Source organism: Kitasatospora sp. NPDC101157, assembly GCF_044768255.1.
Lineage (GTDB): Bacteria > Actinomycetota > Actinomycetes > Streptomycetales > Streptomycetaceae > Kitasatospora.
In genome coordinates this window covers 78420-100130 of the sequence record NZ_JBIWPL010000011.1, presented here as the reverse complement: position 1 = coordinate 100130, position 21711 = coordinate 78420, and the positions used below count along the sequence as shown (strand labels likewise).

Here is a 21711-nt window from a genome sequence, read left to right as displayed (position 1 = left end):
CGTGCTACTCGGCGTGCCACTCGGCGTACTACTTGACGTCGACCCAGTCGAGGGTGCGCTGCACGGCCTTCTGCCACCCCGCGTACCCCTCGGCGCGCCGCTCTTCGCTCCACGAGGGCTCCCAGCGCTTCGACTCCTGCCAGTGCAAGCGCAGTTCGTCCTCGTCCCGCCAGAAGCCGGTAGCCAGGCCGGCTGCGTACGCGGCGCCGAGCGCAGTGGTCTCGGCGACCACCGGACGGCTGACCGGGACGCCGAGCACGTCGGCCTGGGTCTGCATGCACAGGTCGTTGGCGGTCACCCCGCCGTCCACCTTGAGCACGTCGAGGTGGACGCCGGAGTCCTGCTCCATCGCCTCGACCACGTCCCTGCTCTGGTAGCAGATGGCCTCCAGCGTGGCCCGGGCCAGGTGCCCGTTGGTGTGATACCGGGCCAGGCCGACGATCGCGCCGCGGGCGTCCGAGCGCCAGTAGGGCGCGAAGAGCCCGGAGAAGGCGGGCACGAAGTAGACGCCCTCGCTGCCGTCGACCGTGTGGGCGAGCCGCTCGACCTCCGGCGCACTGTCGATGATCTTCAGCTGGTCCCGCAGCCACTGGACGGCTGAGCCGGTAACCGCGATCGAACCCTCCAGCGCGTACACCGCCGGGCTGTCGCCGAACTGGTAGGCCACCGTACTGAGCAGGCCGTGCCGTGAACGGACCAGCGTGGTACCGGTGTTGAGCACCAGGAAGTTGCCGGTGCCGTAGGTGTTCTTCGCCTCGCCGGGTGCGAAGCAGACCTGCCCGACGGTCGCCGCGTGCTGGTCACCGAGCACCCCCGTGATCGGTACGGCTGTGCGCAGCGGCCCCGAGGCGCGGGCCGTGCCGTACGCCCCGGCGTGCGAGGACGGGCGGATCACCGGCAGCATCGCGCGCGGGATGCCGAACAGCGCCAGCAGTTCGTCGTCCCAGTCCAGCGTCTCCAGGTTCATCAGCATGGTGCGGCTGGCGTTGGTCACGTCGGTCGCGTGGATCCCGCCTTCCGGGCCGCCGGTGAGGTTCCACAGCACCCAGCAGTCAGTGGTGCCGAAGATCGCGTGTCCCTTGTCCGCGTCCGCCCGGACGCCCTCGACGTTGTCCAGGATCCACTTGATCTTGCCGCCGGAGAAGTACGTGGCCGGCGGCAGCCCGGCCTTGCGGCGGATCACCTCACCGTGTCCGTCGCGCTCCAGCGCGGCCGCGATCGAGTCGGTGCGGGTGTCCTGCCAGACGATCGCGTTGTAGTACGGTCGGCCGGTGCGCCGGTCCCAGACGACCGTCGTCTCACGCTGGTTGGTGATCCCGATCGCCACCAGGTCGGCCGGCGACAGGTTGCCCTGCCGGAGGGCGTTGTGCATCACCGAGCTGGTCCGCTCCCAGATCTCCACCGGGTCGTGCTCCACCCAACCGGGGCGGGGCAGGATCTGGGTGTGCTCCAACTGCTGCATCGCCATCTCGTTGCCGGCGTGGTCGAAGATCATGAATCGCGAGCTCGTGGTCCCCTGGTCCACCGCTCCGACGAACTCTGGCATGGCTGCCGCCTCTGCTTCTGTGCTTCCGCTTCCGCGTGCGCCGGGTGGGGCTGGTGATGCCGGCCGGCACGAAGCCGACTTTCAGCCTGTCGGCTCGATCGGCTTGATCGGTTCGATCGGTTCGATCGGCTCGATCGGCTCGATCGGGGCCCGGCCGGGCCCCTCGGGCCCCTCGACCCCGAGATGGGGAGTGATCAGGTAGCGGTACGCGACACCGCCGACCAGACAGCCGATCAGCGGGCCGACGATCGGTACCCAGAAGTACAGATGGCCGTACTGGTCCCGCCAGGCATGCGAGTATCCGGTGAGATAACTGGCCAGGCGCGGCCCGAAGTCGCGGGCCGGGTTGATCGCGTAGCCCGCGTCGGTGCCCCAGGCCATGCCGATTCCCACCACGATGAGGCCGACGATGAACGGGCCCAGGTTGGCTTCCGGTGGCGTGTTCAGCACGTCGGTCACCGCGAGCACCAGGAAGACCAGGATGGCGGTGCCGATGACCTGGTCGCGCAGCGCACCCCAGTCGCTGACCGGAGCCGTGCCGTTGCCCGGGAGGGTGGAGAAGACGCCCTGGGTCTTGAGGGTGTGACCGGGATCGACCTGGTTCAGCACCTCGGTGTAGTTCCAGCGCACCAGCAGCGCCGCGACGAACGCCCCGGCGGTCTGTGCCAGCGCGTACGGCAGCACCTTGCGCCACTCGAATCCCTTGAAGACGGCGAGCGCGACGGTGACCGCCGGATTGAGGTGGGCTCCGCTGATCCGAGCGGCCGTGTAGATGCCGAAGGTGACACCGAGGCCCCAGGCCCAGGCGATGCTGTCGTGGTTGCCGATGCCGCCGGCGACCACCTGAGCCACCACGGCGACGCCGAAGAGGATCAGGATCATCGTTCCGGTGAACTCCGCGCAGAGTTCACCGAGCAGTCTTCGGCTGGGACTGCGGGTGGCCCTGCTCGCGCGCGTGTTTCCCGTGTTCTCCGTCATGGAATCCGATTCCCGTCAACCGGGTCATCCCTAAAGGCTTACGCGACCCAGCCTCCGCGAGAACCGGCACGGTGGCCTGCGGAGACGGCCGTTCGAGCCACAGACGCTCGGCCTCGCAGGGGTTGCTCGGCGCCGGTCCCGGTGCACCCCGACCTCGCCGGCGGCAGCTCTGGGCGGGGGAGGAGGTCGAGCGGGCCGGCCGCTACGCGCCGCCGGACGAGCGCGGTGAGCCCGTGGTGTCCCACCCGGCCGGCGCCTTCCGGGCGGGCCGCTCAACTCCGCTTTCCGGAAGGGGAACACGGCGACGTGATCCGGATGCTCCGGGGTGCGGTCGGAGGCGCTCTCCCTGCGGCCCGAACATGATCAGGTATTCGACCGGTCCGCCAGGTCCGGCGTTCGCGACTCCATGGGCGGTACGGGTGTCGAACTCGGCCACCTCCCCGGCGCTCAGGACGAGGTCCTGCTCGCCCAGCGCCAGCCACAGCCGCCCGTACAGGACGCACAGCCATTCGTACCCGTCGTGGGAGACCTGCCGTGGCCGGGCCGGCGGCGCATCGACGGCGGGCAGGACGTGCTTGTGGGCGTGCAGGCCCCCCACGTACCGGGTCAACGGAAGCACCACCTTGTCGCCGCCGGGACGCTGCGGTATCCCGGTGCGCGGTCCGGCCGCGGCGGCGGGTGCGGCGACGGGTGCGGTGCCGGCCAGCTCGTCCAGGGAGGTGCCGTACGCCTTCGCGAGCCGCAGCAGCACCTCCAGGGTCGGCTTGCGCCGACCGGTCTCGATCCGCGACAGCGTGCTCGGCGAGATGCCAGTCGTGCGACTGACACCGGTGAGCGTGGCGCCGCGCTGCTCGCGCGCGGTCCGCAGCCGAGGGCCCATGGCCGCCAGTGTGTCGGCCGTGCCGTCGTCCGTCACCGTCGCCCCACTCTCTCCAGCCGTGCCGCGTCCACCGACCTGTCCTGCCAGTTTGCCAGGACGGCAAGGGTTCTGGCGCCGGGCGGCCGCCCCGCCGCAAGATCGGTGGGCAACCGCGGCCGCCCGTGAACCGAGGAGAAGCCATGCACCAGCCCGCGCCGTCCGCCGACCTGCGCCACCGCACCATCGAGGCACCCGCCGGGCGCCTGCACCTGGTCGAGCAGGGCACCGGACCGCTGGTCCTGCTCGTCCACGGCTTCCCCGAGTCCTGGTACTCCTGGCGCCGCCAGCTCCCGGCCCTCGCGACGGCGGGGTACCGGGCCGTGGCGCTCGACGTGCGCGGCTACGGCCGCTCCTCCAAGCCGGCCGCGACGGACGCCTACCGGATGCTCGACCTGGTGGAGGACAACGTCGCCCTGGTGCGCGCCCTGGGCGAGGAGAGGGCGGTGATCGTCGGGCACGACTGGGGCTCCAGCATCGCCGCGGCCTCCGCCCTCCTCCACCCGGAGGTCTTCCGCGCCGTCGGACTGCTGAGCGTCCCCTACGCGCCGCCCGGCGGTCCCCGCCCCAGCGACGTCTTCGCGCAGATGGGCGGCGACCAGGAGTTCTACGTCTCGTACTTCCAGGAACCCGGCCGGGCCGAAGCGGAGATGGAGCCCGACCTGCGGGGCTGGCTCGCGGGTTTCTACGCAGCCATGTCCGCCGACACCATGCCCACCCAGGGCGAGCCCGACCCCCACTTCGTGGCCCGCGCCGGCGGCCGGCTGCGCGACCGTTTCCCCGACGGCAAGCTGCCCGCGTGGCTGACCGAGGACGACCTCGACATGTACGCCGGGGAGTTCGAGCGTACCGGCATGACCGGGGCCCTCAACCGCTACCGCAACATGGACCGCGACTGGGAGGACCTCGCGCCGTACGGCGGCGCCCCGATCACGCAGCCGTCCCTGTTCATCGGCGGCGCCCTGGACGCCTCCACGACCTGGATGGCCGACGCGATCGACGCGTACCCGGCTACCCTCCCCGGGCTGTCCTCCGCCCACATCCTGGACGGCTGCGGACACTGGATCCAGCAGGAGCGCCCCGAGGAGGTCAACCGCCTCCTGACCTCCTGGCTCGCCTCCCTCCAGGGCTGAACCGCGGGCGCGCCCGCCGAGCCCGGACGCAGGAGAACCCCAGCCGGCACACCCGAAGGCAGCGTCCGAACCTCACGCCCGCTCAGCGCCGCGCGTCCCCCGGCGGGAGCAGGACGGCGGACCCTCCAGCCGCCTCCGTCCCCTCCTGCCGGTAAGGGCGCGGACGAGCCCCGGCCGCAGGATCAGGGCGGAGGTGCCGATCAGGGGTGCGTGACCGAACACCGCCCACCGGCCGTACGACGTCGACAAGCTGGTTCTGCCCAACCGTGGCTGGACTGCGAGGAGCGGTACGTCACCTCCGGGCCGGGCTTCGCGGTCCCAGCGGTGGTCAGTTCGTCTTCCACGCGAGCGGCGTGCCGTCCTTGTCGATCCACAGCAGGTACGTCAGCGGCTTGTCGCTCGGCGCCAGATAGATCGCGCACTCGTGCTCACTCTGGCCCTTGACGAAGTCCTTGCCGCCGTGGGGGACGTCGCTCTCACACTTCGGGAAGCTGCTGAGCAGGTCGACCTTGCGTGCCTGGACGGTGTCGCTGACCATCGCCCGCAACTGCCGGTTGAAGTAGGGCTCGTAGATCCCGTTGCCGCCAGTGTGGGTGTAGGTGACGTTCACGTAGTACGGCGTCCTCCCGGCCGTGTCCTCCGGCTTGAGGAACCTGGCCAGGTCGCCGATGTCGCCCTTGACCACACTCGTCGGACCGATGCTGACCGAGATGTCGCCCTTCTCGTGGTCGGGGTAGGTCCCCTGGGCCTTCGTGCCGACCGCCAGCGCCCCCGGGAAGCGGCCGCCGACGGGGGCACTCGGACTCGGCGAAGCCTCGGCAGGGGTGGAGGCGGAAGCCGTCACAGACGGCGCACTCGTGCCGCTCCCGTCCGGCCGGCCGCCGAAGCCGGCGCCGGAGGTGGCGCCGGAGCCGGCCGCCGGGCTCGCGCCGGCCGAGCCACCCCCGCCCTCTTGATCCGGCCCGCAGGCCGTCAGCGTCAAGGCGAGCGCCGCAGTCATCGGCACGGCTGCACGCAACAGAAGGTCGGTTCGCATGGATAGGTCCCCGGGGATCGAGTGAGTCGGTGTGAGGGCGGGCGCAGCGGGTGGGCGTGCTGGTCATCGGACCCGCGCGGGGCCGACGCAACCAGCGTTCCGGGGCACGGAGCGCCCGACAGCGTGAGGCGTCACACCGCCACCCGGAGCGACCAGCCCATGCTCCGGCAGTCACGACCGAACCGGCCTGAGTACGAGTACTCAGATCGACCCGACGTACTACTCGATCCGTGATCGCGGCAGGGACAGGCGGCCCGCGAAGACGTGGATGTCCGTGCCGATCACGACGTAGGCGAACTCCGGGCCGAATTCTGGGTGGTGACCGGCAAGCCGTGACCTCGCGGAGGCCGTGCCCCGAGCCGGGTCACATCACGGCGTCGGTCTGCAGGGGGCCCGCAGTGACACGGAGCGTCCGGATGCGCACCGGCTCTTCCTGGTCGAGGTAGAAGATGTGCATGAAGGGGGCGCGCACCACCCGCTCCGGTTCGCTCTTCTTGGCCATGACCGCCTCACCGCGCAGCAGACGGACCCCGTCGCCCGCGGTCCAGAACTCCAGGACCTCATGGCTGATGACCAGTGGCGCGTCGATCTTGACGAAGAACTCCTTGATGGCCTCGACGCCGTGGATGTGCGCGGTGCCGAAGTACATGTCGGTGTTGTCGGTCAGTGGCGCGAAGCCCTTGTCGAACTCCAGGGTGTCGATGGCGTCCATGAACTGCAGGACCCAGCCGGGGACGGTTGTCGCTTGTGCGGTGTCTGCCATGGTGCGGACTTCCTGATCGGACTGCGGCGCACGGCCCTTGCCAACCGTGCCTTCCCCACTCCCGGCGATCTGAACGCCGCCGTCCGGCGGGGACGTGCCTGTGCTGTGGGGGCGTCGAAGGCCCCGGCGAGTTCAAGCGTCACAAGCCCGTGCAGGGAAGGTCTGCACTCCACCGAACCGAGTACAGATGGCTGTGTCCGCGTTCCCGTCGCTGGTACGCCACGGCCAGTGTGGAGTGGAACGGCCTCGACGACAACAACGACCGGGCCGCAGCCGTCATCACCGCTGTCCTCCAGGACAAGCCGGCGCCCCCGCCGAACCACCCGACCCGCGACGAGATCCCCGCCTTCCGCCACGACCACAGATGAAGACCTTTCAGCCTCTCGCGGGCATGTGAGCCTTGCTGTGCCAGTGGCCGCTGTACGGCAGCTCGGAGGCGGTGTGCTTCCTGCCGGCCGAGCACCGCCGTCGTGACGACGTCTGGCGGACGTGACGGCCCGCCCACCGTCGCCGCCCCCGGCGACACCGGCTCCGGCCCCGGGCTAGCATGGCGCGCCGGCGGAGTGAGGGGGAGCGGATGGTCGACTGGGACGGCGTGGCGGAGCGGGGCGTCTACAAGGACGTCCACCAGGCCGAGCGGGACCAGCTGTCCGATGCGGCGCACAGGGGCGACTGGCCGGCCGTGCTGGCCGCCGTCGCGAAGTCGCCCGGCTTGGCCAACACCCGTCGTGTCGGCGGCCGGAGCGGCTGGGCGCCGCTGCACCAGGCTGCCTGGCACAACGCCCCGGCCGAGGTCGTCCGGCAGCTGTTGGACGCCGGCGCCTGGCGCACCCTGCGCTCGACGGACGGGGAGCGCCCCGCCGACGTCGCCGTCCGGCTCGGCCGCGACGCCCTGCTGCCGCTGCTGGAACCGGCGCCCCTGCACCAGGTGCCGGAGCCCGACCTGCGGGCGATGGAGCACTTCCTGCACGCGCTGATCCGGGTCCGCACCGAGTACTACGGCGTCAAGAGGGCGCTGGTCCTCCCACAGGTCTGCGTCCTGACCGAACTGCCCGACCCCGAGCTGTGGTTCGGTGTGCCCGGCATGTACGGCGGCTTCGGCATCCGCCTGGAGGAAGCCGCGGCCGCGCCCCGCCTCAGGGTGACCAGCCACTGTCGGGTGGTCGGCTATTCAGGCCACACCCACCACATCACCCCGGACGGCTGCGTGCTGGTCGACTCCGGCTGGTAGCCGAACAGGCGTTCCGCCCCGTGCGCTCACCGGTGCGGCACTTGCGCTGTCACCCGAGTGGCTGGGTGGGCGCACTTCACTGCGGGGGCTACTCGCCGGGGCTGTCGCCGGAACGACATATCTCGGTGAGACTGTCGTCGTGGCAGTGGCGACCGATGTCGGATACGGGCCGGTGCTGCTCACACTCCTCTCCGCCCCTGTGGTCGGCGTCGTGGCAGCGGTGCACAGCGGTGAGATCCTGGGACGCACACACTCGCAGAACGTCAGCATGCCGACGCAGCATCCGCGTGAGCGCCAGTAGGAAGCGTCGGCGGCGGAGTACAGATCTACTGGCCCGACGCACAGTTGGCCCTGGGGCAAGGTGATCACAGTGATCGCCTGCAGAAGCTGAGCCAGAAGCCGAATATTCTGCCCAGGACACGAGGGGAACGGGCCTGCCGGACGGCTGCCTCGACGCGGCCTTCGCCCCACCGGCGCTGTGACGCCGACAGCCGTCGAGTTCCCGGCTGACATCACTCCGTCGCCCCGTCAGCGGGCCGCTCCCACGGACCGGGCGGACACTCGACGTGTGCCTGACGACCTGCTGACCGCCGAGGAGTACGCCCTCGTTGACGCCGTCACGGCCCTGGCCACCACAACCGGCTGCCCGGCAGCGCGCGTCGTGCTCGCCCAAGGACGCCTGTTCACTCCCACACCCTGGCCGCGCTCCGGCGCCCCGCGCCGCGGCGCACCCGGACGCTGCCACCGCAACGCACTTCGCGTCGCCCGGCTCCTGCCGGGCGCCTACGTCGAGGGGTACGCGCTCACCGCCGAGGGGGCGGTGCGGGCGCACGCGTGGTGCGCGAGCGCCGACGGCACCGTGCTGGATCCCGCGTGGCCCGACGGGGAGGCTCGGGCCTACCTGGGGGTGCCCATGGCCACGGAGTTCGTCCTCGCCGTCCAGCAGCGCACCCTCACGAAGACGAGGTTCCGCGGGGTTCTCGACGAGGGCGTGCAGGCCCGTGACGCCGGGCGCGTCTTCCAGGCCGGCGTGCCGCTCCACGGCAGGCTCGATGTCGGCCGGCCACTGGCTTCGTTCACGAGATCGGGCTCCGGCTCAACTTCTGTGGACCGGGACCGGCGTCGCAGGGCGTGCGCTGGACGAGCTCACAGGTCGGCTGCGGTGCCGACGAGATTCGAACCCGCGGACAGATAGGGGCAGGCCCGCCCCGTCTCCGTCAGTCGCCGTGAGCGGGACCTCGCCCACGTCGATCGCAATGGGCCGCTCTGCCACGGCACCGCAGCCTGCGAGAATGCGCGCCATCCCGCTCCGGCTCACGGTAGAGGAGCGCCCTCTTTGCGGCGAGCCCTTATCCAGTGCCGGCAACCGTTGCCGTAGGTCCACGGAAGTCGTGCCAGGGCCGCGATCTCGTGAGCAAAGCCGTGCCTTCGATGTTCTTCGGCAGTGGTTCGTGGTCGAGGGCTTCGCAGACGGCACGGGCCCGGAGTGGGCCGGTGGCCCCGTTGAAGACGGCGAGGATGAGGGGGTAGGCCGGGAGCTCTTCTCCACGAGCCAGGTCGTGCGGGCGGTGCGCGGCAGACCGACGCCTCCTTGCGGCCGACGAGCCCTCCCGCCGGCTGATGCCCCGCTTCCCGTTCCCGACTCCCGCAGGCCCGGCTACGCCGGTGAGGGACGTCGCAGCCCCGCGGTCGTACCGGAATTCCCGTAGGGGCGGGCCGACCCCGCCCGGCGGATACTTGAGATATCCCCGAAGGAGGTCACGATGGGACAGGAACGCAAGGTCATCGACTGCCGCGACTTCCCCAGTGAGTCCGGCTGCTCTCTGGCGATCTCCGGCACCGAGGACGAGGTGGTCCGGGCCGCCGCCGAACACGCCGCCTCCGTCCACGGCGAGGCGGACACCCCACAGCTGCGCGACCAGCTTCGCGCGGCGCTGAAGGACGAGGTCCCGACGCACACCTGACCCGACGCACACCCGACCCTCACGGCGGCGGGCCGCCGGTTCCCCTGCTCAGATCGGTGGCCGCTCGGGATGGGTGCGACAGCGGATGTGCCGTAGCACCTCGGGCAGTTCCACAGCAAACGTCTGTTCAGACGTGGATTCGTCCGATGGCCGTTCGTCCGTCGTGTGGTACCCGACATCGGGGTATCAGCGCGACGACTCCGGCGCCGACAACGTCAGAGTGACCCCTCGGGTACGAGCGCGTGCGGGACGCCACCGCGGCGGGCGGCGCGATTCCGCAGGGGCACGGGGACGCGGTCGGATCCGGCGCGCAGGACGGCTCCTTCGCCATGGGGCGCGGTATCGCCACGTCGCGGCTGGAAGGGACCCAGGGCGCCGAGCGGTGCATGAGGTGGGTCGACGGGGGTAGCCGGAGGTCGCGGGCGGAGCCGGCGGCGCGCGGGGTCACCCCCCGGACTTCCGCGCGCCGCCTCTTCCCTCGTCCGTCGTGGCCACGGACCTGCTGTGGCTGCTCGCCGCCGGCGCGGCCCGCTTCGCCGCAGCCGGGGCCAGCCGGGGCCCTGGGCGGCGTACGCCGACCTCTGGGGCCGGTACAGCCGGGTCGAGCAGGGAGTGAGGAGGGCGAATGGGGAGACACGCGAGATAGCGGGTGCCGTTGCCACGAGTCCGGTCACCGGGCGGGGAGCATCTGCAGGACGTAGGGCTTTCCGGCCTTGGCGGCACCGCTTCACCTGGAGGTTCTCGCATGTCTGTTTCCGCTTCGTCCGATCCCCTCGCCGACCTGTCCGCCGCAGGAGTGTCGGTGTGGCTGGACGACCTGTCCCGCGAGCTGCTGGCCGGCGGGGAACTCAAGAAGCTGATCGCCGGCAAGCACGTGGTCGGGGTCACCACGAATCCCACCATCTTCGCCTCGGCGCTGTCGAAGGGCGATCGGTACAACGACCAGCTGGCGCGCCTCGCCGCGCAAGGAGCGGAGGTCGATGACGCGGTCTTCGCGCTGACCACCGACGACGTGCGCGAGGGCTGCCGGGCGTTCCGGGAGGTCTACCGGAGCAGCGGCGGGGTGGACGGGCGGGTCTCGATCGAGGTCGATCCGCGGCTGGCCCGCGACGCCGGTGCCACGAGCGCGCAGGCGGTCAAGCTGTGGGAGACGGTGGCCGAACCGAACCTGTTCGTGAAGATCCCGGCGACGAGCGAGGGACTGGCCGCGATCACCGCCACCATCGCCCGGGGGATCAGCGTCAACGTCACGCTGATCTTCTCCCTGGACCGGTACCGGCAGGTGATGGACGCCTACCAGACCGGTCTGGAGCAGGCGCTGGAGGCGGGGCTCGACCTGTCGGGCATCCACTCGGTCGCCTCCTTCTTCGTCTCGCGCGTCGACACCGAGGTCGATCGCCGCCTCGACGCCCTGGACAGCCCGCAGGCCCGGGCGCTCAGGGGCAAGGCCGCGGTCGCCAACGCACGGCTGGCGTACCGGGCGTACGAGCAGGTGGTGGCCGAGGCGCGCTGGCAGCGCCTGGCCGCGGCCGGGGCGAACGTCCAGCGCCCGTTGTGGGCGTCCACCGGAGTCAAGAATCCGGACTACCCGGACACGATGTACGTCCAGGAGCTGGTCATCGCCGGTACGGTCAACACCATGCCCGGCGCCACGCTGGCCGCTTTCGCCGACCACGGCACCGTGCCCGCCCGCGCACTGACGGCCGAGGACTACGCTGCCGCCGAGGCCCACCTGGCGTCGCTGGAGGAGGCCGGTGTCGACTTCGCGGACGTGACCGACGTCCTTGAGCGTGAGGGGCTGGAGAAGTTCGAGGTCAGCTGGGCGGAGCTCGGGGCCTCAGTGGGCAAGGAGATGCGCTCCGCCACCGGGTCCACGGACAGTGGTCCGAACGATGCCGGTCTGCTGGCGATCTACCTCAACGACCACTACGCCGGAGCGACCGGTGGCCTGGAGCTCTTCCAGCGCGCCGCCGGGGCCAGGAAGGACGAGGAAGAGAAAGCGGTCCTGACGGACCTGGCCCGCCAGGTGGAGGAGGACCGGGATGCGCTGGCGCGGATCATGGCCGACCTCGACGTGTCCGTCGACCGCACCAGGGTCGCCCTGGGCTGGATCGCGGAGAAGGCCGGGCGCCTGAAGACCAACGGTCACCTCTTCTCCCGCTCCCCGCTCAGCGACGTCCTGGAAGCGGAGGCCATGCTCCTGGGCGTCCTGGGCAAGGCATCCGGCTGGCGCACCCTGCGCGTCCTGGCCGACACCGACCGGCGCCTGGACGCCTCCCAGCTGGACACCCTGCTGGAACGCGCCGAGCACCAGAGCACGGCCCTGGAAGAGCTGCGGGTCGCGGCAGCCACCCGCGCGCTCACCCCCCGGACCGCGCCCAGCAGCTGATCGCCCCCGTGACGGTCCCGCACCTGCGCCACGGCCAGGGGGACCGTCGCACCGCGGGATGACGCCCCGCGCGCGGACGGCAGCGGACAAGAAATCCCTGAGCGGACAAGAAATCCCTGATACGGGCGCTGCTGCTCGGCGCCCACCGGCTTGACGAAGGAGCAACGGCAATGGCGAACGAACAGACCGGCAGCACAGCACGAGGCGACGGGTCCTTGGCGCGCCCGGTGGCGGAACGGGCCGGCTGGGACGAGGTGGACGTGCGGGCGGTGGACACCGTGCGGCTGCTGGCGGCCGACGCGGTGCAGAAGGTCGGCAACGGCCACCCGGGCACCGCGATGAGCCTGGCCCCGCTGGCACACCTGTTGTTCCACAACGTCATGCGGCACGACCCGGCCGATGACCAGTGGCTGGGGCGGGACCGGTTCGTACTGTCCTGCGGTCACTCCAGCCTCACCCTGTACATCCAGCTCTACCTGGCCGGCTACGGCCTGGAGCTGTCGGACCTGAAGGCCTACCGGACCTGGGGTTCGGCCACCCCCGGCCACCCCGAGCACCGCCACACCCCCGGTGTGGAGATCACCACCGGGCCGCTGGGCCAGGGCATGGCCAGCGCGGTCGGCATGGCGCTGGCCGCCCGCCGCGAACGCGGCCTGCTGGACCCGGACGCGGAGCCGGGCACCAGCCCCTTCGACCACCACGTGTACGTCATCGCCTCCGACGGCGACCTGATGGAGGGCGTCACCGCCGAGGCCGCCTCGCTGGCCGGGCACCAGGAACTCGGCGACCTCATCGTCTTCTACGACTCCAACCACATCTCGATCGAGGACGACACCGACGTCTCCTTCAGCGAGGACGTGGCCGCCCGCTTCGCCGCCTACGGCTGGCACGTCCAGACCGTCGACTGGACGGCGACCGGCAGCTACGTCGAGGACGTCGACGCCCTGCTCGCCGCGACCGAGGCGGCCCGGGAGGAGACCGGCCGCCCCTCGCTGATCGTGCTGCGCACCCTGATCGGCTGGCCGGCCCCGACCAAGCAGAACACCGGTAAGGCCCACGGCTCCGCGCTGGGCGAAGACGAGGTCGCCGCCACGAAGAAGCTGCTGGGCTTCGACCCGGAGGCGCACTTCACCGTCGAGGACGAGGTGCTGGCCCGCACCCGGCAGGCGGTCGAGCGCGGCCGGCAGGCGCACGCCGCCTGGGACGAGACGTTCGCGGCCTGGCAGAAGGCCAACCCCGAGCGCGCCGAACTGCTGGACCGGCTGCAAAGGCAGGAACTGCCCGACGGCTGGACCGACGCCCTTCCGGTCTTTCCTGCCGACGCCAAGGGCATGGCCACCCGCGCCGCGTCCGGCAAGGTCCTCACCGCGCTCGCGCCGGTGCTGCCGGAGCTGTGGGGCGGCTCGGCCGACCTCGCCTCCAGCAACAACACCACCATGGACGGCGAGCCGTCCTTCATCCCCGCCGACCGCCAGACCAAGGACTGGAGGGGCGGCCCCTACGGGCGGACCCTGCACTTCGGCATCCGCGAGCACGCCATGGCCGCCATCCTCAACGGCATCGCCCTGCAGAGCCTGACCCGCCCCTACGGCGGCACCTTCCTCACCTTCTCCGACTACATGCGCCCCGCTGTCCGCCTGGCCGCCCTGATGCAGCTGCCCGCCATCTACGTCTGGACCCACGACTCCATCGGCCTCGGCGAGGACGGGCCCACCCACCAGCCTGTCGAACACCTGGCGGCGCTGCGCGCCATCCCCGGCCTCGACGTCGTCCGGCCCGCCGACGCCAACGAGACCACCGCCTGCTGGCGCACCATCCTGGAGCACGGCGACCGCCCCGCCGGGCTGATCCTGTCCCGGCAGAACCTGCCGGTCCTGGACCGCGACAGCGGCCGGTACGCCCCCGCCGGCGGAGCGGCCCGCGGCGGATACGTCCTGGCCGACCCAGCGGATGACACGACACCGGACGTCATCCTGATCGCGACCGGCTCCGAGGTCCAGATCGCCCTGGACGCCCGCGACCTGCTGGCCGCGGACGGACTCGCGGTGCGGGTGGTGTCGATGCCGTGCCGGGAGTGGTTCGCCGCCCAGCCGACGGACTACCAGGACGAGGTCCTACCGCCGGCCGTGCGCGCCCGGGTCAGCGTCGAGGCCGCCGTCGGGCAGAGCTGGCGCGAAGTCGTCGGCGACGCCGGGCGCGTCGTCAGCCTGGAACACTACGGCGCCTCCGCCGACTACCAGCGCCTGTACGCCGAGTTCGGCATCACCCCGCAGGCGGTCGCCGCGGCCGCCCGCGACAGCATCCACGACACCCGGCGGGCGCCCCGCCCCGGCGGCCACCAGCAAAGCGCCACACCCACCAGCGGCGGCACCGGCGACCGCCCCCAGCCCTCCGCCTCATGAGGTTCCACGGGGGAGTGAACGACTGGCGGAAGCGGGGCCGGTAGGTCCGGCCGCCGGTGCCCATGCGGTCCCGGATGCTGTCCTGCCGGGTGGCGAGCACCTCCGCGTACCGGCTGGCCCGGATGCGGTCCTGGACGGGGTTCTGGGCGCTGTCCTTCAGCGCGGTGGTCGGCCCGGGCGCGCCGCCGGTCCTGCCACCCGGCCAGGCGGACACGGCGTGGCCCGGCGCCGCCGACGGCGAGCGGAGCCAGGCGGCGGCATCCGGAAAGTCGGCATCCGGAAAGAAGCAGCGGTGGCGGACCAACAGGAGCTCCGGGCCGGCCCCGCATGCCCGCACGGTCGCCGTCAGGCGTCGCCGTTGAGCACGGCGGCGGTCAGGACGTGGCCGGCGACACCCCAGCCGCCGTCGACGACCTCGTCGACGAGGACGACCGTGGTGGCACGGGCCCGCTCCCCGTAGATCTCCGCGAACAGCTCGGTGGTGCGCTCGACGATCTTCTTCTTGTCCTCGGCGGTGACGGTGCCGGCGGGAACCTTGAAGTTGGCGAAAGGCATGGGGTCGTACTCCTTCGAGTGGGTTTCTTCGGTGGGATCGGAAGTCCGGGTGTGCGGGCCGATGGGCTCGGCCGCGGGGCGGGCGGTCAGACCATGCCGCCGTTGGCCCGCAGGATCTGGCCGTTGAGCCAGTGCCCCTCCGGGCCGGTGAGGAACGCGACCACCTCGGCGATGTCCTCGGGGGTGCCGAGGCGCTCCAGCGGGGAGCTCCTGGCGAGTCGGTCGATCTGCTCGGGGGTCTTGCCGTCGAGGAACAGGTCCGTCGCGGTGGGCCCGGGGGCGATGGTGTTCACGGTGACGTCCCGTCCGCGCAGTTCGCGGGCGAGAATCAGCGTGATCGCCTCGACGGCCCCCTTGCTCGCCGCGTAGGCGCCGTAGGCGGGGAACTGCGTCCCGACCACGGAGGTCGAGAACCCCACGAAGGAACCGCCCGGCCGCAGCCGCCGGGCCGCCTGCTGGGCGACGGCGAAGGCCCCGCGGATGTTGGTGCGGTGCACGGCGTCGAGCACGGCGAGGTCGAGGTCGGCGATCGGCGACAGGGCGAGCCGGCCGGCGGAGTTCACCACGACGTCCACGCCGCCGAACTCCCGCTCCGCGCGGTCGAACAGGGCCGCCACGGCGGCCTCGTCCGCCACGTCCGCCCGCACGCCGACCGCGCGCCCGCCGTCCGCGACGATCGCCGCCACCGTCTGCTGGGCGGCGCCCTCGTCGGTGGCGTAGTTCACGATGACGTCCAGGCCGTCGCGGGCGAGCCTGCGGGCGACCGAGCGGCCGATGCCGCGCGATCCTCCGGTGACGACGGCGACCCGCGCGGCCGTCGGTGGAGGGGTCGGAGTGCCGTGGTTCGTCGTCATGGCGTCCACGATGCGCGGCTCCGACCACCGGAACCAGGGGACGCCATCCCCTGGGTCGGCGGCCCGGCCGCGCACAGAATGGGGGGCATGACTGCTACGAGACACCGCGAGCTGGGAGCCTTCCTGCGCTCACGACGCGAGCGCATCCGTCCGGCCGACGTGGGTCTCCCGGCCGGGGCCCGGCGCCGGGTGCCCGGACTGCGCCGCGAGGAGGTCGCCCAGCTGGCCGGGGCGTCCGTGGACTACTACAACGAGCTCGAACGGGGAGCCGGGTCCCAGCCGTCCGAGCAGATGGTCGCCTCGCTGGCCCGGGCCCTGCGCCTGAGTGCCGACGAACGCGACTACCTGTTCCGCCTGGCGGACCGCCCGGTGCCCGTCCAGGGCGGTCCGGCCTCGCACGTGCACCCTGGCATGCTCGACCTCCTCGACCGGCTGGCCTCGACACCGGCGCAGGTCATCACCGACCTGCACGTCACGCTCGTGCAGAACCCGGTCGCGGTGGCCCTGCTCGGCGACCATTCCGGCTACCGAGGACCTCGGGCCAGCTTCGTCCACCGGTGGTTCACCGAACCCGACGCCCGGCAGCTCTATCCCGAATCCGATCACGAAGCCCAGTCCCGGGCCTTCGTCGCGGATCTGCGGGCCGCTGCCGCCCGCCGGGACGCGAAGGACACCGAGGCAGCCTCGATGATCCGCTCACTGCTCGGCACCTCCGCCGAGTTCGCCGCGCTCTGGGCCGACCACGACGTCGCGTTCCGGCGGGACGACCGCAAGCGCCTGATCCACCCCACGCTCGGCCTGATCGAGGTCAACTGCCTCAGCCTCTTCAGCGAGGACGGCCTGCAGCGCCTGCTGTGGTTCACCCCCGCGCCCGGGACCGACAGCTCCGGCCTGCTCGACCTGCTCGCGGTCGTCGGCACGCAGAACGTCGTCGAGCCGGCGCCCTGACGGAGCATCGACCCGGGCAGGCGACGTGGAAGGTCGGCTCCTGACCCCGGCGGCCCGAACTCGGAGAGCACCAGGGATCGCCGCTCCCCGGCGTGCGGGCACACCCCGACCGCCTGGCGCGACATGGTCGCGATGGCCGCAATCCCCGTATACAGAACAGCTATTCTGCTAGGGTCTGCTGTAAGCAGAGCAGATGTTCTTTTTGTGGAGGTGCGGTGCCTCGGCTCACCGACGCGCGCAAGGAACTCCGGCGCACCCAGATCACCGAGGCCGCCGTGCGCTGCTTCAGCCGCAACGGCCTGGAACGAACCTCGATCGCCGACATCACCGCCGAGTCCGGCCTCTCGACCGGCTCGATCTACGCGCACTACCGCAACAAGGCCGACCTGGTCCGCGCCGCCGCCCGTGAGATGCTCGCCAAACGCGCCGGCGCCATCGGCGAGTACGCCGCGGCCGACGCCCCACCCGACCCCGACGAACTGCTCTCCCGCCTGATCGCCGCGATCGACCCCGCCGGGGCCCGGGTCGGCGTGCAGACCTGGGGGGAGGCGACCACCGACCCGGCCATCCGCGCCATCGTCGTCGACGCGACCGACCGGATGCGCGCGATGCTGCACGACTGCGTCACGGCGTGGCTCGTCAAGGTCGAGCACCAGGAGCCGGTCCGGGCCCGGGAGCACGCCGCCCCGATCGCCCACCGGATCATGGCGCTCTACCAGGCCGAACTGCTCTACACCGCCCTGCGAACACCGACCGAGGAGACAGCGTCATGACCACCGCGACCGCTTCGATCGCCGCCCGCACCGTCTTCCGGATCGGCTACGGCGCACTGCAGCTCGACCGCCTGCACGACCGCCGCGACGAGGCCGTCGCCCTGCTGCGCCGCGCGGTCGAGCTGGGCGTCGACCACGTGGACACCGCCGAGTTCTACGGCTTCGGATTCGCCAACAACGTGATCCGCGAGGCACTGCGCCCCGAGGACGACGTCCTGGTCGTCACGAAGGTGGGGGCCGACCCCAACCCCGGCGGGCAGCTGCCGCTGCGTCTGGCACAGCGTCCCGAGCAGCTGCGCGCCAGCGTCGAGGACAACCTGCGCAGCCTGGGCGTCGACCGGCTCGCGGTCGTCAACCTGCGCCGTCTGGACACCGGCCCGGGGCTGCGTCCCGAGGGCGACCAGATCGTCGACCTCGACGACCAGCTCGCCGTGATGACCGCCCTGCGCGACGAGGGCAAGATCGGCGCGATCGGCCTGAGCAGCGTCACCCTCGACGGCCTGCGCCGCGCCCTGCCCGCCGGAATCGTCTGCGTCCAGAACGCCTACAGCCTCGTCGCCCGCGACGACGAGGCCCTGCTGCGGCTGTGCGCGGACGAGGGCATCGCCTGGGTACCGTTCTTCCCGCTCGGCGGGGCCTTCCCCGGCCTGCCCAAAGCGACCGACGAGCCGGTGGTCCACGCCGTGGCCGCGTCCATGGGCATCACCCCCGCCCAGGTCGGCCTCGCCTGGCTGCTGCACCACGCCCCGCACGTGCTGCTCATCCCCGGAACCGCCGACCCCGCCCACCTGGAGGCCAACATCGCGGTCAGCGAGATCACCTTCGACGCCGCGACCCTCGCCACCCTCGACAACATCCAGTCCCGCTCCAACGAAGTCCCCATCGGCTGAGCGGAACCGACGCGGCCCAGGCAGCGACCACGCCCCTCGCCGACCACCTTGACCAACCGTCAGGGGGTGTGATGGCCGGGGAGGCGGCGGTGGCCTTCCCGGGTTGGCGGTGATCGCGCCGTCGAACCAGATCGCGCCGTCCGGGCGGTGGATGGTCAGCTGAGTGCCGGTCATGACGCGGACCAGCCGGGTCGCGGACCAGCCGGGTCGCGGGCCGGCCGGGTCGCGGGCCGGCCGGATTGCGGGCCGGCCGGGTTGAACGCGAAGAAGTACGGCTGACATGGCGTCCGCGATGCGGGGCAGGAGCAGCTCGGCGCTCGCCCGCTCGGAGGGCCGGCCTTGTGCTCGACGACCCTGGAGGTGTGGATGGCCGTGTCCATGATGCTGCTGCTGGTCCCGCTCGCGCTCGCGATGGTCCTCGCCGCGACCGCTCCCTCGTCTGCCCACCACTGTCGACGCCGGCGGCCTGCCACGGGCCGGCCCGGGAAGGACGTCCACCGGCCGCGGCATGCCCGGGCCCGCCGCTGAACACGCGGCCGCCGTGCGGCAGGACCGCCCGGCCCCGGCGGTGCCTGCCGTAGGTTGGCCGGGCGTCGTACCTGCCGGGCCCTGTGGAGGAGTGGGCCGCCCCCGGCGAGGACCGGCCGGGCAGGCTTCGAGAGCCTGCCGGACGTGCGCGGCCGGGCCGATACCGAGTAGCGGCCGAGGGGATGCCCGGTGCCCTGGCGGGTGCCTCAGCCGCTGTGGGTGACCGGCTCGGGACCGGCGTCGAGCGCATCGAGCACTGCGTCGCCGTTCGCCCTCGCCCACTCGGTCAGCACGTGGATCGGATCGATCAGTGTCTGCCCGAGCGGGGTGAGTTGGTACTCGACGCGGGGCGGCGCCTCGGTGTAGGCGTGGCGGCGGACAAGTCCGTGCGCTTCGAGCCGTCGGAGCGTCTGGGTGAGCATCTTGCGGGAGATGCCGCCGATCAGCTCGACCAGTTCGCCGTGGCGCACCGGGCCCTTGCTGAGGCCGTAGAGCACGACCACCGTCCACTTGTCGGCGATGAGTTCGACCGCCAGACGCGCCGGACAGTCGGCGAGAAAGGAATCCCCGGGACCGAAACCGCTCATGGCACCGAAGGTACCTGCACCGAAGGTACCTGCTGGTTCCTGTCAGATTCATAGCCTGGCTTCTCTGCTCCCCTCCGAACGAAGCCAGGAGAGTCATGCGAGTCATCACCCAGGAGAGGCTCGGCGGTCCCGAGGTGCTCACCGTCGTGGACGCGCCCGAGCCCCAGCCCCTTCCGACCGAGGTCCTCGTCCGTGTCAAGGCGATCGGGCTGAATCCGTTGGAGGCGCGCCTGCGCGCCGGCGAGTTCCCGCTGATCGGCCGGCCGCCGTTCGTCCTCGGCTGGGACATCAGCGGCGTGGTCGAGGCGGCACCGGGGACGTGGCGGTTGAGGCCCGGCGACGAGGTCTTCGGGATGCCGCTGTTCCCGCGGGCGGCGAGCGCGTACGCCGAGGTCGTGTCGGCGCCGGCGTTGCACCTGGCACGCAAGCCGGCGTCGCTCTCGCACGTCGAGGCGGCGGCGCTGCCGGTCGTCGGGCTGACGGCGTGGCAGGGGCTCGTCGACCTCGGCGGCGTGCGGGAGGGCGACCGCGTCCTGGTCCACGGCGGTGGTGGCGGGGTCGGCCACGTCGCGATCCAGATCGCGAAAGCGCTCGGCGCGCACGTGATCGCGACCGCCAGCGGAGGCAAGCGGAAGTTCGTCGAGGGGTTCGGCGCCGACGAGGTGATCGACTACACGGCGGTCGACTTCACCGAGGCCGTCCGCGGCATCGACGTCGTGCTCGACACGATCGGCGGCGACACCGTCGAGCGGTCGCTCGAAGTGCTCCGGCCGGGCGGTCACTTGGTGACGGCGGTCGCTGAGGAGGATGCGGAGCTCATCGCCAGGTACGAGGCGGCCGGCATGCGCTTCAGCGGCATCGCGGTCGACCCCGATCCGGTCGCCCTGCGCGGTCTCGTCGAACTCGTCGAACAGGGCAGGCTTCGGGTCCATGTGCAGGAGACCTTCCCGTTCGAGCGCGTCGCCGACGCGCACCGGATGCTGGATGGCGGTCACCTCCAGGGCAAGCTCGTCCTCACCGTCTGATCCCGTCGTGGGGCCTCGCGCGAGCAAGGCCCCAACAGGACCCGGCCGTCATGGACGGTGCTGCCATGGCGGCGGCGCCGGGAGGAGGCAGGGCCGAGGTAGCGATGGGGCCCAGCGAGAAGCCGGCGCGACCCGGTTCGGGGGCGGGCCCGGCGCCGGGGCAACACGGACTGCCGGAGCGGGCACTCACCCTGCCCCACCCACTGTCCGCTCGCCCCTTCCCGGTGTCCGTTCGCGCACCGACCCTTGGACTGACGTCCAGCCACCTCCAGGGAGACGCCCGGTCATGCGCGCCCACGACGAACGCTCGGACCACACCCGACCCGGTCACCGGAACGGCACCCGGCACTCGGCCTCGGCCGCCTCAGCCGCCCGGACCGGTCTGCTGGCTCTGCAACGCAGCATCGGCAACGCCGCCGTAGGCGCCGCGCTGGGGCGCGAGCGGCCCGCCCGGGGCGTGACTGTCCAGCGGGCTCGACGCCCCGCGGGCGAACGTCTGGAGACGTATGTCGGGGCCATGGAGGAGGGCACGCGCTCGGCGGGCAAGGCGAGGCGGTCACCGGCACTCACCGCGTTCGGGCGGGCGATTCCGGCGAACCTGGTCGACCTGGAGGAGGAGAGCGCCAATTACACGCCGGATCCCGACAATCCGCAGGGCAACGTCCCGAAGGCCGGCGGGCGCTTCGAGAACCTCTACGGCCAGGACGAGGAGGGCAGCCTGGCCGTCATGATGGAGAACTACCGCAACCCCGAGGAGGAGTACACGGCGAGCGAGGCCTTCATCCACCAGTGGTCCCGAGCCGTGGCGATGTTCAACGCGAACGCCTTCGGCAAGGCGATGCTCAAGGTACCGACGAAACCCGAGGACGTGCCGGACCGTCTGCCGGACAGCATCTTCCGACAGAACGTCTCCGGCCCCGCCGCCAAGAAGACCCTCGGCGACCTGTTCCCCGAAGGGGCGGACACCGTGACCTTCCAGGAGAACGACCCCACCTACGAGAAGGTCCTCGCCACCGTCAACGGCAAGTCCACCAGGAACATGGTCAGCACGTTCAACGAGATCAAGGGACTGCCCGACGCCCGGAAGTTCCGTATCTCGGGCGGCGCCGTCACGAAGGTGCAGGGCAACTTCCAGTTGCGGTTCGACGTGACCGACCGGACAGCGTGACGCACCCCGAGCAGGGCAGCGGGCC

General features: G+C 71.7%; 20 protein-coding genes and 1 pseudogene. 13 read left to right on the top strand and 8 right to left on the bottom strand.

Going from position 1 to position 21711, the window contains the following annotated elements; translation table 11 throughout:
* Nucleotides 1-28 precede the first annotated feature (28 nt).
* The 3 genes from glpK to ACIRVF_RS22520 form a co-directional block, all read right to left on the bottom strand.
* Complete coding sequence (glpK, locus tag ACIRVF_RS22530; protein WP_402820484.1) at nt 29-1546, bottom strand: glycerol kinase GlpK; 1518 nt, start codon at nt 1544-1546, stop codon at nt 29-31.
* Between the two features lie 81 nt (nt 1547-1627).
* Complete coding sequence (locus ACIRVF_RS22525) at nt 1628-2524, bottom strand: MIP/aquaporin family protein (protein WP_402820481.1); 897 nt, start codon at nt 2522-2524, stop codon at nt 1628-1630.
* Between the two features lie 202 nt (nt 2525-2726).
* Nucleotides 2727-3404, bottom strand: a complete 678-nt coding sequence (locus ACIRVF_RS22520) for a helix-turn-helix domain-containing protein (protein WP_402820479.1) — start codon at nt 3402-3404, stop codon at nt 2727-2729.
* 179 nt (nt 3405-3583) lie between these two features.
* Here ACIRVF_RS22520 and ACIRVF_RS22515 point away from each other — a divergent pair, with 179 nt between their 5' ends.
* Complete coding sequence (locus ACIRVF_RS22515; RefSeq protein WP_402820476.1) at nt 3584-4573, top strand: alpha/beta fold hydrolase; 990 nt, start codon at nt 3584-3586, stop codon at nt 4571-4573.
* Nucleotides 4574-4901: 328 nt separating this feature from the next.
* Here the strand turns inward: ACIRVF_RS22515 and ACIRVF_RS22510 are convergent, their stop codons facing one another.
* Nucleotides 4902-5609, bottom strand: a complete 708-nt coding sequence (locus ACIRVF_RS22510) for a hypothetical protein (protein WP_402820474.1) — start codon at nt 5607-5609, stop codon at nt 4902-4904.
* Nucleotides 5610-5973: 364 nt separating this feature from the next.
* On the bottom strand, nt 5974-6372 hold the full coding sequence (locus tag ACIRVF_RS22505) for a nuclear transport factor 2 family protein (RefSeq protein ID WP_402820471.1): 399 nt from the start codon (nt 6370-6372) through the stop codon (nt 5974-5976).
* A gap of 230 nt (nt 6373-6602) precedes the next feature.
* Between ACIRVF_RS22505 and ACIRVF_RS22500 the strand changes: the two genes are divergently transcribed.
* The 7 genes and pseudogenes from ACIRVF_RS22500 to tkt all read left to right on the top strand — a co-directional run bounded on the left by ACIRVF_RS22500 (nt 6603) and on the right by tkt (nt 14358).
* Complete coding sequence (locus ACIRVF_RS22500) at nt 6603-6740, top strand: hypothetical protein (RefSeq protein WP_402820468.1); 138 nt, start codon at nt 6603-6605, stop codon at nt 6738-6740.
* Between the two features lie 209 nt (nt 6741-6949).
* Nucleotides 6950-7603: an ankyrin repeat domain-containing protein gene (locus tag ACIRVF_RS22495; RefSeq protein ID WP_402820465.1), complete on the top strand. Its 654-nt coding sequence runs from the start codon at nt 6950-6952 to the stop codon at nt 7601-7603.
* Between the two features lie 139 nt (nt 7604-7742).
* Nucleotides 7743-7904, top strand: coding sequence for a hypothetical protein (locus ACIRVF_RS22490; RefSeq protein WP_402820462.1), 162 nt, complete (start codon nt 7743-7745; stop codon nt 7902-7904).
* 267 nt (nt 7905-8171) lie between these two features.
* Entirely contained in the window at nt 8172-8798 is a 627-nt protein-coding gene (locus ACIRVF_RS22485) for a hypothetical protein (RefSeq protein ID WP_402820459.1), read from the top strand.
* 568 nt (nt 8799-9366) lie between these two features.
* Entirely contained in the window at nt 9367-9567 is a 201-nt protein-coding gene (locus tag ACIRVF_RS22480) for a DUF1059 domain-containing protein (RefSeq protein WP_402820456.1), read from the top strand.
* A gap of 745 nt (nt 9568-10312) precedes the next feature.
* Nucleotides 10313-11428: pseudogene (gene tal / locus ACIRVF_RS22475) on the top strand (transaldolase); the annotation flags it as partial.
* A 698-nt stretch (nt 11429-12126) separates the two neighbouring features.
* On the top strand, nt 12127-14358 hold the full coding sequence (gene tkt, locus ACIRVF_RS22470; protein WP_402820453.1) for a transketolase: 2232 nt from the start codon (nt 12127-12129) through the stop codon (nt 14356-14358).
* A gap of 345 nt (nt 14359-14703) precedes the next feature.
* Here tkt and ACIRVF_RS22465 read toward each other — a convergent pair whose 3' ends face one another.
* Entirely contained in the window at nt 14704-14913 is a 210-nt protein-coding gene (locus ACIRVF_RS22465) for a tautomerase family protein (protein WP_402820450.1), read from the bottom strand.
* Between the two features lie 86 nt (nt 14914-14999).
* On the bottom strand, nt 15000-15767 hold the full coding sequence (locus ACIRVF_RS22460; RefSeq protein WP_402820447.1) for an SDR family oxidoreductase: 768 nt from the start codon (nt 15765-15767) through the stop codon (nt 15000-15002).
* Between the two features lie 78 nt (nt 15768-15845).
* On the opposite strand from ACIRVF_RS22460, the gene ACIRVF_RS22455 reads away from it, so the two are divergent.
* From ACIRVF_RS22455 to ACIRVF_RS22445, 3 genes are all read left to right on the top strand, one after another.
* Nucleotides 15846-16715, top strand: coding sequence for a helix-turn-helix transcriptional regulator (locus ACIRVF_RS22455; RefSeq protein ID WP_402820444.1), 870 nt, complete (start codon nt 15846-15848; stop codon nt 16713-16715).
* A 215-nt stretch (nt 16716-16930) separates the two neighbouring features.
* Complete coding sequence (locus ACIRVF_RS22450) at nt 16931-17488, top strand: TetR/AcrR family transcriptional regulator (RefSeq protein ID WP_402820441.1); 558 nt, start codon at nt 16931-16933, stop codon at nt 17486-17488.
* Nucleotides 17485-18378, top strand: a complete 894-nt coding sequence (locus ACIRVF_RS22445) for an aldo/keto reductase (protein ID WP_402820438.1) — start codon at nt 17485-17487, stop codon at nt 18376-18378. The genes ACIRVF_RS22450 and ACIRVF_RS22445 overlap by 4 nt, the downstream gene beginning before the upstream one ends.
* A 734-nt stretch (nt 18379-19112) precedes the next feature.
* Here ACIRVF_RS22445 and ACIRVF_RS22440 read toward each other — a convergent pair.
* Nucleotides 19113-19493: a winged helix-turn-helix transcriptional regulator gene (locus ACIRVF_RS22440; protein WP_402820435.1), complete on the bottom strand. Its 381-nt coding sequence runs from the start codon at nt 19491-19493 to the stop codon at nt 19113-19115.
* Nucleotides 19494-19588: 95 nt separating this feature from the next.
* On the opposite strand from ACIRVF_RS22440, the gene ACIRVF_RS22435 reads away from it, so the two are divergent.
* Together ACIRVF_RS22435 and ACIRVF_RS22430 are read left to right on the top strand one after the other, a co-directional pair.
* Entirely contained in the window at nt 19589-20518 is a 930-nt protein-coding gene (locus ACIRVF_RS22435; RefSeq protein WP_402820432.1) for an NADP-dependent oxidoreductase, read from the top strand.
* Nucleotides 20519-20804: 286 nt separating this feature from the next.
* Nucleotides 20805-21686, top strand: a complete 882-nt coding sequence (locus ACIRVF_RS22430; RefSeq protein WP_402820429.1) for a hypothetical protein — start codon at nt 20805-20807, stop codon at nt 21684-21686.
* Nucleotides 21687-21711 lie beyond the last annotated feature (25 nt).

Bases quoted from the DNA above. Each gene is read 5' to 3' on its own strand.
- glpK (WP_402820484.1), bottom strand. From the start codon at position 1,546: ATGCCAGAGTTCGTCGGAGCGGTGGACCAGGGGACCACGAGCTCGCGA.
- ACIRVF_RS22525 (WP_402820481.1), bottom strand. From the start codon at position 2,524: ATGACGGAGAACACGGGAAACACGCGCGCGAGCAGGGCCACCCGCAGT.
- ACIRVF_RS22520 (WP_402820479.1), bottom strand. From the start codon at position 3,404: ATGGGCCCTCGGCTGCGGACCGCGCGCGAGCAGCGCGGCGCCACGCTC.
- ACIRVF_RS22515 (WP_402820476.1), top strand. From the start codon at position 3,584: ATGCACCAGCCCGCGCCGTCCGCCGACCTGCGCCACCGCACCATCGAG.
- ACIRVF_RS22510 (WP_402820474.1), bottom strand. From the start codon at position 5,609: ATGCGAACCGACCTTCTGTTGCGTGCAGCCGTGCCGATGACTGCGGCG.
- ACIRVF_RS22505 (WP_402820471.1), bottom strand. From the start codon at position 6,372: ATGGCAGACACCGCACAAGCGACAACCGTCCCCGGCTGGGTCCTGCAG.
- ACIRVF_RS22495 (WP_402820465.1), top strand. From the start codon at position 6,950: ATGGTCGACTGGGACGGCGTGGCGGAGCGGGGCGTCTACAAGGACGTC.
- ACIRVF_RS22480 (WP_402820456.1), top strand. From the start codon at position 9,367: ATGGGACAGGAACGCAAGGTCATCGACTGCCGCGACTTCCCCAGTGAG.
- tkt (WP_402820453.1), top strand. From the start codon at position 12,127: ATGGCGAACGAACAGACCGGCAGCACAGCACGAGGCGACGGGTCCTTG.
- ACIRVF_RS22465 (WP_402820450.1), bottom strand. From the start codon at position 14,913: ATGCCTTTCGCCAACTTCAAGGTTCCCGCCGGCACCGTCACCGCCGAG.
- ACIRVF_RS22460 (WP_402820447.1), bottom strand. From the start codon at position 15,767: ATGACGACGAACCACGGCACTCCGACCCCTCCACCGACGGCCGCGCGG.
- ACIRVF_RS22455 (WP_402820444.1), top strand. From the start codon at position 15,846: ATGGGGGGCATGACTGCTACGAGACACCGCGAGCTGGGAGCCTTCCTG.
- ACIRVF_RS22445 (WP_402820438.1), top strand. From the start codon at position 17,485: ATGACCACCGCGACCGCTTCGATCGCCGCCCGCACCGTCTTCCGGATC.
- ACIRVF_RS22440 (WP_402820435.1), bottom strand. From the start codon at position 19,493: ATGAGCGGTTTCGGTCCCGGGGATTCCTTTCTCGCCGACTGTCCGGCG.
- ACIRVF_RS22435 (WP_402820432.1), top strand. From the start codon at position 19,589: ATGCGAGTCATCACCCAGGAGAGGCTCGGCGGTCCCGAGGTGCTCACC.
- ACIRVF_RS22430 (WP_402820429.1), top strand. From the start codon at position 20,805: ATGCGCGCCCACGACGAACGCTCGGACCACACCCGACCCGGTCACCGG.